Below are 14,104 nucleotides of genomic sequence, written 5' to 3'. Positions count from 1 at the left end.
TTGCTGAAATGTAAGCGTAAGGTGCTGGCGGCACCGTCCTTTGGACGCATACAACGCCTGTATGACGGCAGGCGTTGCCCTTCACGATTCGTGAAGAGGGCTTGTGCGCGGAGGGATGGCGGCGCGGCGGGGCGCGCCCTACAGTGGGTGCCTGACAACCCCCTCGGACCTTCCGATGATCGATGTACTGGTAATTGGCGGCGGCAATGCTGCGCTGTGCGCCGCGCTGATGGCGCGCGAGGCCGGCGCGAGCGTGATGGTGCTGGAATCCGCGCCACGTGAATGGCGGGGCGGCAATTCGCAGCACACCCGCAACCTGCGCTGCATGCACGACGCGCCGCAAGACGTGCTGCTCGAGGCCTACCCCGAAGAAGAATTCTGGCAGGACCTGTTGAAGGTGACCGGCGGCATCACCAATGAACACCTGGCGCGCGTGGCCATCCGCCACTCGGCCACCTGCCGCGATTGGATGCGCAAGCACGGCGTCAATTTCCAGCCGCCGCTGTCGGGCACCCTGCACCTGGCGCGGACCAACGCCTTCTTCATGGGCGGCGGCAAGGCCCTGATCAACGCCTACTACCGCAGCGCCGAGGCGCTGGGCGTGCAGATCCGGTACGACAGCCCGGTCGACGCACTGGAACTGGACGGCGACCGCTTCGTTGCGGCCCGTATCGGCGACACCCGCATCGAAGCGCGCACCTGTGTGCTGGCCTGCGGCGGCTTCGAATCCAATCTGGCGTGGCTGCGCGAGGCCTGGGGCCAGAACGAGCGCGGCGAATGGCCGGCCGACAACTTCCTGATCCGCGGCACCCGCTACAACATGGGCGTGCTGCTGCGGTACATGATCGATGCCGGCGCCGACATCATCGGCGATCCGTCGCAGTCCCATTGCGTGGCCATCGACGCGCGCGCACCGATGTACGACGGCGGCATCTGCACGCGCATCGACTGTGTGTCGCTGGGCGTGGTCGTGAACCGCGACGCGCAGCGTTTCTATGACGAAGGCGAAGACTTCTGGCCCAAGCGCTATGCGATCTGGGGTCGGCTGACTGCCATGCAGCCGGGCCAGATCGCCTATTCGATCATCGACGCCAAAGCCGTCGGACGCTTCATGCCGCCCGTGTTTCCAGGCACCCGGGCCGACACGCTGGAAGACCTGGCGCGCGCGGTCGGGCTGGACGTGGACGCATTCGTTGACACCATCCACCAGTACAACGCCGCGTGCCGCATCGGCACGTTCGACCACACCGTGCTGGACGACTGCCATACCGAAGGCGTGACACCGGCCAAGACCCACTGGGCCCGGCCCATCGACACGGCGCCGTTCTATGCCTACCCGGTGCGCCCCGGGATCACGTTCACCTATCTGGGCCTGCAAGTGGACGAGGACGCCACCGTCCACTTCGGCGGCAAGCCCAGTCCCAACCTGTTCGCGGCTGGCGAGATGATGGCCGGCAACGTCCTGGGCAAGGGCTATACCGCCGGGGTCGGCATGACCATCGGCACGGCCTTTGGCCGCATAGCCGGGACCAGCGCCGCCGCGGCCGCCCTGAACAAGAATGAAGGAGCACGTCGTGAAGCAGCTTGAGATCCTGACGCGGGAAGCGGTTGCGCTTGCCACGCCCGGCGTGGCCATGAAGGAACATCCGGTCCGTTGGGCGGGCCAGGACGGCAAGGCGCTGAGCCACAACGAGAACGAAGTGGGCCGCATGATGGAAATCTGCAATGCCTGCCGGTATTGCGAGGGGTTTTGCGCGGTGTTCCCGGCCATGAGCCGGCGGCTGGAATTCGGCAAGGCCGACATCCATTACCTGGCCAATCTGTGCCACAACTGCGGCGCCTGCCTGCATGCCTGTCAGTACGCGCCGCCGCATGAATTCGGCGTGAACGTGCCTCAGGCCATGGCCAAGGTGCGGGTGCAGACGTATTCGGACTTTGCGTGGCCCGCGCCCCTGGGCAAGCTGTACGAGCGCAACGGCCTGACGGTCGCCATGGCGGCGGCCGCCTGCCTGGCGCTGTTCCTGGTGCTTGCCGCGGGGATCAACGGCGGCCTGTTGCATGAACCGCTGCAAGGCAACTTCTACGCCATCTTTCCGCACAACACCCTGGCGTTGATGTTTGGCAGCGTGTTCATGCTGGCCATCCTTGCGTTGGGGATTGGCGTGACGCGGTTCTGGCGGAACGTGAGCCCTGGCGAGGCCAGCGGCGAAGCCATTGCCGAAGCGGCCGGCAACGCGCTCAAGCTCAAATACCTGGACGGTGGACATGGCAAGGGCTGCAATGACGAGAGCGACAAGTTCACCCTGCGCCGCCGCCGGTTCCATCACTTCACCTTCTACGGCTTCATGCTGTGCTTTGCGGCCACGTCGGTGGCAACGCTGTACCACTACTTCCTGGACCTGCACGCGCCCTACCCGTTCTTCAGCCTGCCGGTGTTGCTGGGAACCGCAGGCGGCATGGGACTCATCATCGGTCCGGTGGGCTTGCTGTGGCTGAACCTGAAGCGTGATCCCGCGCAAGGCGACGTGGCGCAGCGGCCCATGGATCGCGGCTTCATCGTCCTGCTGCTGCTCATCAGCGTGACGGGCCTGCTGTTGCTGGGACTGCGCGACACCCGCCTGATGGGCTTGTTGCTGGCCGTGCACCTGGGCGTGGTGATGGCCCTGTTCCTGACCCTGCCCTACGGCAAGTTCGCCCACGGCATCTACCGCAGCGCCGCGCTGCTGAAGTGGTCTATCGAAAAGCGCCAACCGAGCAAGCTGCAAGTCGGCGCGGATTGACTCTGCCTGACATGGCGCAGCCGGATCCGGGACGCCGCGGATCCGGCTCTGCCGGTCCGCCAGCGTCGCCCCTGGGGGCGGCGCGAAGCGCCTTGGGGGGGTAACATCTCTCACCCCCCTTCCCGAAGACATGCCCGATGTCCAACACAACTCAGGTGCCGGCCGCCGACAGCCGGGCGAGCACCTGGATCGCATTGCTGGTCGCGGCCTCCTTTTTCATGGAGAACCTCGACGCCACCATCATCGTCACCGCCGTCCCGCAGATGGCCGAGTCCTTCGGCGTACAGGCCGTCGATCTGAGCATCGGCGTCAGCGCCTACATGCTGGCGCTCGGTGTATTCATTCCAGCCAGCGGCTGGGTGGCCGAACGCTTCGGCGCACGCACCGTCTTTGCGTCCGCCGTCGCCCTCTTTACCGCGGCCTCCTTGCTGTGCGGCTTTGCCACCGGCCTGTGGGAATTCGTGTTCCTGCGTGTGCTGCAAGGCATGGGTGGCGCCATGATGGTGCCGGTCGGCCGGCTGGCCGTGCTCAAGACCACGCCAAAAGAAAAGCTGGTCAGCGCCATTGCGACACTGACCTGGCCCGCCCTGGTCGCCCCGATTCTGGGCCCGCCCATTGGCGGCTTCATCACGACCTATGCGTCGTGGCGATGGATCTTCTATCTGAACCTGCCGCTGGGCATCATCGCCTTCTTTTTTGCGTTGCGGTTGATCCCGAACGACAGGAACCCGAACCCCCAGCCCTTCGACACCCGGGGCTTTCTGCTGGGTGGCGGCGGCCTGTTCTGCACCTTGTGGGCCGTCGAACTCGTCAGCGGCCAGGACACGCCCTGGTTTCAAGCCGTCGGCTTCCTGGTGGCCGGCGTGCTGCTGCTGGCGGGCTGCGTCTGGCACATGCACCGCGCCCGCCATCCGATGATCGACCTCAGCGTACTGAAGATCCAGACCTTTGCCGCCACCGTGAGTGGCGGATCGCTGTTTCGCATGGCGACCGGCGCCACGGCGCTGCTGCTGCCCCTGATGTTCCAGGTCGGCTTTGGCCTCAATCCCTTCCATGCCGGCCTGCTGATGGTCGCCATCTTTACCGGCAACCTGGCCATGAAACCCGCCACCACCGGCATCATTCGCCGCCACGGCTTCAAGCGTGTGCTTGGCTGGAATGGCCTGGCCAACGTGGTCTTCTTGCTCTGCTACGCCATGCTCTCGCCCAATACGCCGCTGGGCTGGATCCTGGGCGTGCTGTTCGTGGGCGGCCTGGCGCGTTCGCTGCACTTCACCGCACTGAACACCCTGGCCTTTGCCGACGTGCCCCCCGCCAAACTGCGCGCCGCGAACACCCTGTTCAGCACCGCGTTCCAGCTGTCGCTGGGTGTGGGCGTCGCCGTCGGCGCGCTGGCGCTGCGCATCGGGTCATGGGCGAAGGATGGCCTGGACGTGGCCAGCGTGCCGGCGGTGGACTTCCGGCTGGCTTTCGTGCTGATCGCGGTGCTGTCGTTGATCGCGCTGTATGACGTGCGTCCGCTGCCGGCGGATGCGGGGGATGAGATCGCGCGCAAGGCCAAGAGGTAAGGGGCCAGGAAGTAAGGGCCCGACTCCGCTAGGATCGCGGCACGGAACGGAAGCCCGCGGCCGCATAACTGATCAGCTCACGCATCATTTCTTCGGCGTCTTCGCCGGCGCAGTCCCCGTGCGAAAACCGGCGCATGCCTTCGGCATGGGGCCGGGTAATCGTGACCACGGCGCCGATCAGGAAGTACAGGCGCCATGCGAGCGATCGCCGCGACGCGCCGGGCAGACGCGATTCCAGCAGAACCAGCAGGCGCTCGTTCACTTCGCTGTAGATCTCGGTATTCATCTGGTCCGACAATTCGGCGTGGTCGGCAGTCAGGCTCAAGGACATTTCGGAAATGGGTGATCCATGGGCCAGCGACTTCATGTGGAACATGGGCCTGAGCCAGGCCGCGATCACCGCTTCGATGGTCGGCCGTTTCGGCGCGCGTTCCAGGGCGTCGAACAGCACGATGCGCTCTTCGTTGATGGGGCGTGCCGCCTCGAAATACACATGCCGGAACAAGGTTTCCTTGTTGCCGAAGTAATAGGCGATCAACGCCGAATTGACCCCGGCAAGCGTGGCGATGTCCCGGATCGACACATGGTTGTAGCCCCTGCGGGCGAACAGTTCCTTGGCCGCCGCAACCAGCCGGTCGCGCGCGCTTTCGTCAGGCGTCGGCGTGGCGTCGGCCATGGCCAGGGCGGGCTTGCGGACGGGGCGCGTCGGTCTTGACAGGGTAGGCTTCGAGATAGCGGGCATGGGTATCCTGGTGTCGGCCGTGCCACGGCGCATCGCGCAGTGTACCCACACATTGCCATCGCCAATGCGGTTGCAAAGCCTGCTTCACAACCTTGTGCACTCATCACTTTTTGTTTTCAAGCCATCGAAAAAATCAGTTCGCGAGAGCACGCGCCATCGTGCTGTAATCGCCAAAGTTAATCACCTGATTAACACACGGGGCGCGAGCCTTGCCCGTCACGAAACGCCGTATTGCAGAGACGCTGCACGTCTTTCCTTTTATCGGAAAGCGATGACGCGCATGCCAGGACAGGAGACTCCATGAAACGACAAGTTTGGTTGGTGGCCGCGGCAAGCGCCGCCCTAGTGTTTTCCACCGCCGCCCCCGCGGCCGAGACCGTCAAGGTCGGTGTGATCGGTCCGTTCTCGGGCCAGCTCTCGGGCTCGTGGGGCACGCCGTTCCGGCAAGGCATGGAAACGTACACCGCTCAGAAAGGCGCGCTGTCCGGCGACATCAAGATCGAGTACATCTATCGCGACCTGCCGACGGTGGATCCGCAGCGCGCCCGCGCACTGGCCCAGGAACTGATCGTCCGCGACAAGGTGCAATACCTGGCCGGCTTCGTGTCGACACCCGATGCCCTGGCCGTTGCCAATGTCATCCAGTCCGCCAAGATTCCGTCGGTCATCTTCAATGCCGCCGGCCCGACCATCGTCGCAAAGTCGGACTACTTTCTGCGTACGTCGAATACGCTGCCCGAGATCACCGTGCCGGTGGCCAAGTACATGGCCGAAAACGGCCTGAAACGCGTCGTGACCGCGGTGGCCGATTACAGCCCCGGCGCCGATGCCGAAGCCGCCTTCAAGGAAGCCTACGGCAACAGCGGCCAGGTGATCGAGTCCATCCGCATGCCGCTGTCCACGACCGACTTCGGCCCCTTCCTGCAAAAGATCCGCCTTCTGAAGCCCGACGCGCTGTTCGTCTTCCTGCCTGCCGGCCCGGCCACCTTCGGCTTCGTCAAGGCCTATCAGGAAAACGGCATGAAGGCCGAAGGCATCCGCTTTTTCGGCCTGTCGGAAACGCAGGAATCCGACCTGCAACAACTGGGCGATGCCGCGATCGGCCTCGAGACCAGCTACATCTATTCCGCGGCGCACGAGTCGAAGGTCAACACCGATTTCCAGGCGGCCTACCGGAAGCTGTATCCCAACGGCACGGTAAATCCGGCCACCGTCATGGCGTACGACGGCACCCATGTCTTGCGAACCATGATCGAAGCGACCAAAGGCAAGAAGGACGCGGACGGCGCCATGAAAGCGGCAAAGGGGCTGGCCTGGGAGAGCCCGCGCGGCCCGGTCAGGATCGACCCCACCAGCCGCGAACTGGTGCAGAACATCTATATCCGGTCCGTGCAGAAAGGCCCGGACGGCCGTCTGTACAACAAGGAAATCAAGGTCTATCCGCCCGCTGCGAAACCTTGATCTGCCCGGGTAAGGAGACGCTCGAATGGCGACACTCGTCAGCATACTGATCGACACGCTGGCCTACGGCATGGTGCTCTTTACCATCTCGATCGGCCTGTCGATCACCCTTGGCTTGATGAAGGTCGTGAACCTGGCCCACGGCGGGTTCGCGATGCTCGGCGGCTACTTTGCGTCGCATGCGCTGCTGGCACTGGGCCTGCCCTATCTGGCGGCGCTGCCCCTGGCCATGGCGTGCGTGGTCATCCTGGCCGTGCCGCTGGAAGTCGCCCTGTTCCGGCCGCTGTACGGCAAGAACGACTACCTGGTGCAGGTGCTGATCACCATTGGCATCGCCTTCTGCATGATCGGGTTGACCAACTATTTCTTTGGTCCCGCCATGCGCACGATTCCGCTGCCGGCGTTCCTGACCGGCCCGGTGGACCTGGGATTTCGCTTCATCCCGGCGCACCGTCTGTTCGTGATCGCGGTCGGACTGGCCGTGGCGCTGGGCCTGTGGCTGCTGATCGAGAAGACGTCTTTTGGAACGAAGCTGCGCGCCGCTGTGGACAACGCGGGCATGGCCGCGTCGCTCGGCATTCGCACCCAGCGCATCTATTCGCTGACCTTCGCACTGTCCGTGGCGCTGGGCGCGATGGGCGGCGTGATCGGCGCCGAGCTGCTCCCCATCGATCCGTATTACGCCTTGCGCTACATGGTCACCATCCTGGTGGTCGTATCGATAGGGGGCGCCGGGTCGATTGGTGGCGCATTGACGGCGGCCCTGCTGCTCGGTCTGATCGATACCGTCGGCAAGTATCTGGCGCCCGGCTATGGCGACGCCTTGTTCTACGTGGCGGTGATCGGGGTGGTGCTGGTCTTTCCGGACGGGCTGCTCGGCCGCCGCGCCGCGGCGCATGCCACTGCCGCAACGCCCACGCCGGTCGATGGGCCCGATCGCCGTATCGCCTTTGTGGGTATCGCCGGCATCGCGGTCGCGGGGCTCGCGGCCTACCTGATTGTCCCGGACTATGCCGGCTACCTGTCCCGCATGTTGTCGATGGCGCTGCTGGTGCTGTCGCTGGACCTGATCGTTGGCTACTGCGGCGTGGCCACCCTGGGCCAGGCCGCGCTCTACGGTATTGGCGCGTACGCCGCCGGCATTGCGGCATTGCGGGCCGGCATTACCGATCCGCTTGCCATGCTGGGCGTCGGCATGATTGCGGGCGGTCTTGCCGGGCTGGTGTCGGGCGCCTTGATCGTGCGGGCCAAGGGGCTGGCGCAACTGGTGTTGACGGTGGCGATCCTGCAATTGACGCTGGCGCTGGGCAACAAGCTGTCGTGGCTGACCGGCGGCAGCGACGGGCTCTCCGATATTGCGCCGTCCCCGCTGTTCGGCATCTTTGCGTTCGACTTCGAAGGCGTGACGGGCTACCTGCTCGGCCTGGGGGTGCTCGTCTGCGTATTGAGCACGCTCACCCTGATCGTGCATTCGCCGTTCGGCCTGTTGTGCCGAGGGATCAAGGGCGACCCGGTGCGGGTCGAAGCCATGGGCGGCAAGGTCAACGGCACCCTGGTGCGGATGTTTGGCGTGTCGGGCATGGTCGCCGGCCTGGGTGGCGCGCTGGCGGCCATCACGACAGGGGTGGTCGGTCTGGACAGCCTGACCTTCGAGCGCTCGGCTGAAGCCTTCGTGATGCTGATCCTGGGCGGCGCCGGAACACTGTTCGGCGCCCTTGGCGGCGTGGTCGTCTATCTGACGGCGGAACACTGGATTGCCGCGGCGGACCCGTCGCACTGGCTGATCGCCATCGGGCTCATCCTGATCGCCGTCATGTTCTTCCTGCCCTCGGGTCTGCAGGGCCTCTTGACCCTGCGTCGCCGTCGTCGGCGCCCCGTGACGCCGCAAGCCATCGAGGTGCATCCATGACGCCACTGCTGCAAGTGGAAGGACTCGACAAGTCCTTTGGCGGGATCCAGGTCAGCCGCAACATTTCCCTGACCATTCCGGCCGGTGGGCGGGTTGCGCTGATTGGTCCGAATGGCGCGGGCAAGACGACGTTTGTGAACCTGCTTGCCGGGCGCCTGCGGCCCGATGGCGGACGCATCCTTCTGGACGGCGACGACATCTCGCGCCTGGAACCGATTGCCCGCACCCGCCGCGGCCTGGTGCGCTCGTTCCAGATCAGCCGGCTGTTCCTGGACCTGTCGTTCGCGGATCATGTGCGGCTGGCCCTGCTGCAACGTGATGGTCAGTCGCAGCGCATGTTCTGCAGTACCCGCAGTGATCCGGCGCGGGAAGACGAAGTGCGCACTGTGCTGGCTCGCCTGGCGCTGTCCGAACTGGCCGACCTGAAGGTGCGCAACGCCGCCTATGGGCAGCACCGGCTGCTCGAGATCGCACTGGCGCTGGCCATGAAAGCCAAGGTGCTGCTGCTGGACGAACCGGCGGCAGGCGTATCGCGCGCCGACGTGCCGCGCATGCTGCAGGCGATACAAAGCCTGCCTGCCGACATGGCCGTGCTGATGATCGAACATGATCTGGACTTTGCATTCCGCTTTGCCTCGCACGTGGTCGTGCTGGCGGAAGGCGCCGTGATCTTCGAAGGGACGCCGCGCGAGGTGATGGCCGATGCGCAGGTCCGCACCGCCTATCTGGGACGCTACGCCGACCGCGTCGGCAAGGGAGCCGCGTGAAGACACCCCCTACCCTGTCCATCCGCCGCCTGGCTGCCGGCTACGGCGCCATCCGCGTCATCGACGAGCTGTCGCTGGACATTCCTGCCGGAAGCCGGGTCGCGCTGCTGGGCCGCAATGGCATGGGCAAGACGACCCTGCTCGCCAGCCTGATGGGACTGACGCGACGGTTTGGCGGCGAGGTGCTTCTGGACACGCGCGACATCAGCGGCCTGTCGACGACGGCGCGCGCCGCGGCGGGGCTGGGATACGTGCCGCAGACGCGCGACATCTTCGCTTCGCTGACGGTGGAAGAGAATCTGATGGCGGGCCTGAAGGGCCGCCCGCGATCTGCCGTGCAGGAAGCCTACGCCATGTTTCCGCGGCTGGCCGAACGCAAGAAGAACCTCGGCATCCAGCTGTCGGGGGGAGAGCAGCAGATGCTGTCGACCGCACGCACGCTGCTGGGCCAGCCGTCGATCCTGCTGCTTGATGAACCCCTCGAAGGTCTGGCGCCGGTGGTCTGCGACGAGTTGATGACGTCGCTGATCGCGCTGACGCAGGACCGGTCGATGACGACGATCCTGGTGGAACAGCAGATCGATCGCGCGCTCGACTACGCAGACGTGGTGCTCATCATCGAACATGGCCACATCGCGTGGAGCGGTCAGGCCAGCGCGATGCGCGAGGATCCTTCCCTCGTGGATCGCTATCTTGGCGTCGGCGTGCACTGAACGCGCCGCGCCCCCCAAACATTCCAAACGCAGAGAGGCACGCATGGGCAGGTTGAACGGTAAGGTCGCGGTCGTCACAGGCGCCGCGGTAGGCATTGGCGCGTACTACGCCCGCGCCCTGGCAGCGGAAGGGGCAAGCGTCGTGGTGTCCGACATTGCCGATCCGGGTGCTGTCGTGGAGCAGATCCGTGCCGCCGGGGGCCAGGCCACGGGCATCCGGGGCGACGTGTCGAGCTGGGAAGCGTGCCAGGCCATGGTCCGGCAGGCCATGTCCGACTTTGGCCGTATCGATATCATGGTGGCCAACGCCGGCATCTACAGCCAGCTCAAGCGCGCTCGCATCCTGGACCTGGAACAGGAAGACTGGGACAAGGTCATGGCCGTCAATGCGCGCGGCGTGTTCTTCTGCGCCAAGGCCGCCGTCAAGGAAATGATGGCCGCGGGCGGTGGCAAGATCATCACGATTTCGTCGACCACGGTAGCGACCGGCGTGCCCGACCTGACGCACTACGTCGCGTCCAAGGGCGCCGTCGAAGCCTTTACCCGATGCCTGGCGCGCGAACTGGCCGGCACGGGCATCAACGTCAATGCGATTGCTCCCGGCCTGACCATGAGCGAGAACGTCGAAGCCAACCGCGCCGTGCTGACCGCCACGATCGCCGCGCAACACCGTGCGCGCTGCGTGCAACGCGACCAGATGCCCGAAGACCTGGTCGGCGCCCTGCTGTTCCTGGCGTCGTCCGACAGCGACTTCATCAGCGGCCAGACCCTGACCGTCGATGGCGGCATCGTCCTGCACTGACCGCGTTCGACCGACCAAGGATTCCGAGATGACGCATTCCTACCCTGACCTGGCGCTGCACATTGGCGGCGAGTGGCTGGCCGGCAACGACCGCGACGTGTTCCAGGTGACCGACCCGGCAACCGAAGCACCGCTGGCCGCATTGCCCCTGGCCAACGCCGCCGACCTCGACCGCGCGCTGCATGCGGCGCAGGGCGCCTTTCGCGGCTGGAGCAAGACCCCGGCGCCAGACCGCGCCGCCATCCTGCACAAGGCCGCATCGCTGATGCGCGAGCGGGCGGATGCCATGGCGTACGTCATGACGCGCGAGGAAGGCAAGCCCCTGATGGAATCGAAGCGCGAGGTGCTGTTTTCGGCCGATACCCTGGACTGGTACGCCGAAGAAGGCCGGCGCGCCTATGGCCGCGTCATCCCGTCGCGGATTCCGGGCCATCGCCAGATCGTGGTGCGCGAGCCCGTGGGCCCCGTGGCCGCGTTCACGCCATGGAATTTTCCGGTGTTGACCCCGGTTCGCAAGATCGGCGGCGCGCTGGCGGCCGGCTGCTCGTGCGTGCTGAAGCCCGCCGAAGAAACGCCAGGCAGCGCGATCGAAATCATGCGTTGCCTGATCGATGCCGGTCTGCCGCCGGGGGTGCTCAACATCGTGTTCGGCGTGCCGGCCGACGTGTCGTCGCACCTGATCCGGTCGCCGATCATCCGCAAGGTATCGTTTACCGGGTCGACGGCGGTCGGCCGGCAGATCGCCGCACTGGCCGCCCTGGGCCCGAAGCCGACGTCCATGGAACTGGGCGGCCATGCCCCCGTGCTGGTTTTCGGGGATGCCGACGTGGCGTCGGTCGCGGCCCAGTCCATGCGCAAATTCGGCAACAGCGGACAGTCCTGCATCTCGCCCACCCGCTTCTACGTGCACCGATCGTTGCATGCCGCATTCATTTCGACGCTGGCGGGGTCGGTCGAGCGGCTCACGCTCGGCAATGGTCTTGACGCCAATACGGGCATGGGCCCGATGGCCAACCCCCGCAGAATGGCCACGATGGAAGCGCTGATCGACGACGCCGTCGGGCACGGCGCCCGGCTGGTCACGGGTGGACGCCGGGGCCCTTCCCCGGGCTTTTACTGGCAGCCCACGATACTGGCGGACGTGCCGCTGTCGGCCCGGATCATGAACGAAGAACCCTTCGGCCCGGTGATCATCGCCAACGCGTTTGATGATCCGGCCGAGGCGATTGCCGAGGCCAACCGCCTGCCTGTCGGCCTGGCCGCCTATGCGTTCACGGCAGACAACGGCCGCGCGATCGCCTTGGGCGAGCAACTCGAATCCGGCATGGTGGGCATCAACACCTACAACATCTCGGTAGAAGAGACGCCCTTTGGCGGGGTCAAGGACTCGGGCTACGGGTCGGAAGGCGGCAGCGAGTCGCTGGAAAGCTACCTGACCACCAAGTTCGTCAGCCAGATGTAGAGATGCGGCGCGGCAGGCGCGGCGCGGTGTTCAGGCCGACGTCCCGGCGTGCCGCCATGCATTCAATTCCGCCCCGATCAGCATCGAAAACCCCGCCATGTACAGCCACAGCATCAGCACGATCACCGCGCCGATGCTGCCGTACGTGGCGCTGTAGTCCCAGAAGGTCTGCACATAGCGGGCGAACAGCAGCGACGACACCACCAGCAGGCCGGCAGCGGCCAGATTGCCGGACGTGATCAGCACGAACTGCTGCTTGCGGTTGGGCGCCAGGTAGTAGATCAGGGCAAAGCCAAGCACCAGGCCCGACAGGATGATGACCCACCGCAGCGTGCCGAACACGACCATCCAGAGGCCGGACATGCCAAGGCGTTCGCCCAGCCAGTCCTGCAGCAGCCCGCCCAGCACCACCAGCGAAAACGCCAGGATCACCAGCACGACGAACAGCATGCTCAGGCAAATCGCCACCCAGCGGCCTCCGAACACGCCCCGCCCTTCGGGCACCCCGTAGATGGTGTTGAGCTGCTGCATGATCGCGTACATGCCGGTGGACGTCGCCCACAGGCTGGCGCCGATCCCGAAAGACAGCAGGCCGCCGCGCGGTTGCTCAGTCACGTCCTTGACCACGTCCTGGAACATGGCGGCCGATTCGGGCGGCAGCGCCTGGCCCAGCAGGTCCATGATGGCCCGGTCCACATCGTGCACTGGCAGATAGGGCAGCAAGGCCATGATCAGGATGATGGCCGGGAAGATCGCCAGGGTCAGGTAGAACCCCAGCACGGCGGCGCCGTTGAACAGATCGTGCTGATTGATCTTCTTGCAGAAGCCGAGGACGGACGAAAGGAGTTTCACGGTGGCGAGCGGAAAGTGTGGGGTGGGCCGGGGCTCCACCGTAGCACGGGGTGGCGGCCGGACTGGCAGGAAGAGTGACAATGACCAGTCGCTTACCGCGGGGTCCGAGCGACACTTTTGAAGCCGGCGCAGATCGAACAAGTCAACGCGCACTATGACGAGGCAATGAAGAAGGATTTGTATGGGTGAGGGATGCTCCCAGTGACCAACCATCCGCACTACCTCGCGTAAACCCTGTAGTGCATTCACCCCGTCCTCGCCTACGGTAGCGGTCTAACTTTCCCGCGACCCCTCCAACGCGAAGCCACCAAGGACGCCCTGTGATCCGCTTCTACTTCCACCCGACGCCCAATCCCGCCAAAGTCGCCCTCTTCCTTGAAGAAGCCGGCCTGCCGTATGAAGTCATTCCGGTCGACACCAGCAAGGGCCAGCAGCACTTGCCGGAATTTCGCGCCATCAATCCAAACGGCAAGGTGCCTGCCATCGTGGACACGGAAGGTCCGGCCGGTTCGGACACGCGCGTGTTCGATTCCAGCGCCATCCTGGTGTACCTGGCCGAAAAGACGGGCCGCTTCCTGGGGTCGCCGGCAGACAAGCCCGAGCTGCTGTCCTGGCTGTTCTTCATTTCGTCGGGATTGGGTCCCTTCTCGGGCCAGGCCGTGCACTTCCAATACGTGGCGGAAAACGAAAGCCCCTACGCCACCAACCGCTATCGCCGCGAAGTGGAACGCCACTACCAGGTGCTGAACGACCACCTGGAAGGCCGCGACTACATCGTCGGCAATGAATACACCATCGCCGACATGTCGGCCTGGGGCTGGATCGACCGCGCCACGCGCGTCTTCAAAGGCGTCGACGATCCCCTGTCGGCCTACCCCAACGTCAAGCGATTGTTCGAGACCATCAACGCCCGCGATGCCGCAACGCGCGCTCGCGCGGTCGGCAAGGACATCGAGTTCAAGAAGGTGAATGACGAAGAAACGCGGCGGTCGCTGTTCCCGTCGAACTTCCCGCCCGCAGCGGGCTGAGGCAGGCGTCGCTGTTGCCG

12 protein-coding genes are annotated in these 14,104 nt (G+C 65.3%); 10 read left to right on the top strand and 2 right to left on the bottom strand.

The features are described from left to right. Nucleotides 1-175: 175 nt before the first annotated feature. The 3 genes from tcuA (at nt 176) to IE116_RS20935 (ending at nt 4,348) form a co-directional block, all read left to right on the top strand. A complete protein-coding gene (gene tcuA, locus IE116_RS20945) occupies nt 176-1,588 on the top strand; it encodes an FAD-dependent tricarballylate dehydrogenase TcuA (RefSeq protein WP_189615179.1) in 1,413 nt (470 codons plus the stop codon). Nucleotides 1,589-1,634: 46 nt separating this feature from the next. Next, a complete protein-coding gene (gene tcuB / locus IE116_RS20940) occupies nt 1,635-2,780 on the top strand; it encodes a tricarballylate utilization 4Fe-4S protein TcuB (RefSeq protein ID WP_189615833.1) in 1,146 nt (381 codons plus the stop codon). A gap of 137 nt (nt 2,781-2,917) precedes the next feature. After that, complete coding sequence (locus IE116_RS20935; RefSeq protein WP_189615178.1) at nt 2,918-4,348, top strand: MFS transporter; 1,431 nt, start codon at nt 2,918-2,920, stop codon at nt 4,346-4,348. A 28-nt stretch (nt 4,349-4,376) separates the two neighbouring features. Here IE116_RS20935 and IE116_RS20930 read toward each other — a convergent pair whose 3' ends face one another. After that, entirely contained in the window at nt 4,377-5,090 is a 714-nt protein-coding gene (locus IE116_RS20930; protein WP_189615177.1) for a TetR family transcriptional regulator, read from the bottom strand. Nucleotides 5,091-5,390: 300 nt separating this feature from the next. Here IE116_RS20930 and IE116_RS20925 point away from each other — a divergent pair, with 300 nt between their 5' ends. The 6 genes from IE116_RS20925 to IE116_RS20895 are packed head-to-tail and all read left to right on the top strand — an operon-like array spanning nt 5,391 to nt 12,204. Further along, entirely contained in the window at nt 5,391-6,551 is a 1,161-nt protein-coding gene (locus IE116_RS20925; RefSeq protein WP_189615176.1) for an ABC transporter substrate-binding protein, read from the top strand. Between the two features lie 25 nt (nt 6,552-6,576). Beyond that, on the top strand, nt 6,577-8,460 hold the full coding sequence (locus IE116_RS26005; protein WP_229828637.1) for an ABC transporter permease: 1,884 nt from the start codon (nt 6,577-6,579) through the stop codon (nt 8,458-8,460). Further along, complete coding sequence (locus IE116_RS20910; RefSeq protein ID WP_189615175.1) at nt 8,457-9,227, top strand: ABC transporter ATP-binding protein; 771 nt, start codon at nt 8,457-8,459, stop codon at nt 9,225-9,227. Before IE116_RS26005 ends, IE116_RS20910 begins: the two co-directional genes overlap by 4 nt. After that, nucleotides 9,224-9,940: an ABC transporter ATP-binding protein gene (locus IE116_RS20905; protein ID WP_189615174.1), complete on the top strand. Its 717-nt coding sequence runs from the start codon at nt 9,224-9,226 to the stop codon at nt 9,938-9,940. The genes IE116_RS20910 and IE116_RS20905 overlap by 4 nt, the downstream gene beginning before the upstream one ends. A gap of 43 nt (nt 9,941-9,983) precedes the next feature. Beyond that, entirely contained in the window at nt 9,984-10,742 is a 759-nt protein-coding gene (locus IE116_RS20900) for an SDR family NAD(P)-dependent oxidoreductase (protein ID WP_189615173.1), read from the top strand. A gap of 28 nt (nt 10,743-10,770) precedes the next feature. Then, entirely contained in the window at nt 10,771-12,204 is a 1,434-nt protein-coding gene (locus IE116_RS20895) for an NAD-dependent succinate-semialdehyde dehydrogenase (protein ID WP_189615172.1), read from the top strand. 30 nt (nt 12,205-12,234) lie between these two features. Here IE116_RS20895 and IE116_RS20890 read toward each other — a convergent pair whose 3' ends face one another. Further along, on the bottom strand, nt 12,235-13,056 hold the full coding sequence (locus IE116_RS20890) for a YihY/virulence factor BrkB family protein (RefSeq protein ID WP_189615171.1): 822 nt from the start codon (nt 13,054-13,056) through the stop codon (nt 12,235-12,237). 320 nt (nt 13,057-13,376) lie between these two features. On the opposite strand from IE116_RS20890, the gene IE116_RS20885 reads away from it, so the two are divergent. Further along, nucleotides 13,377-14,084, top strand: a complete 708-nt coding sequence (locus tag IE116_RS20885) for a glutathione S-transferase family protein (protein ID WP_189615170.1) — start codon at nt 13,377-13,379, stop codon at nt 14,082-14,084. Nucleotides 14,085-14,104: the final 20 nt, after the last annotated feature.

Origin of the sequence: Pigmentiphaga litoralis (assembly GCF_014651835.1) — a bacterium.
In the GTDB taxonomy this organism is placed as follows: Bacteria; Pseudomonadota; Gammaproteobacteria; order Burkholderiales; family Burkholderiaceae_B; genus Pigmentiphaga; species Pigmentiphaga litoralis.
This window is presented reverse-complemented; position numbering and strand designations above follow the sequence as displayed.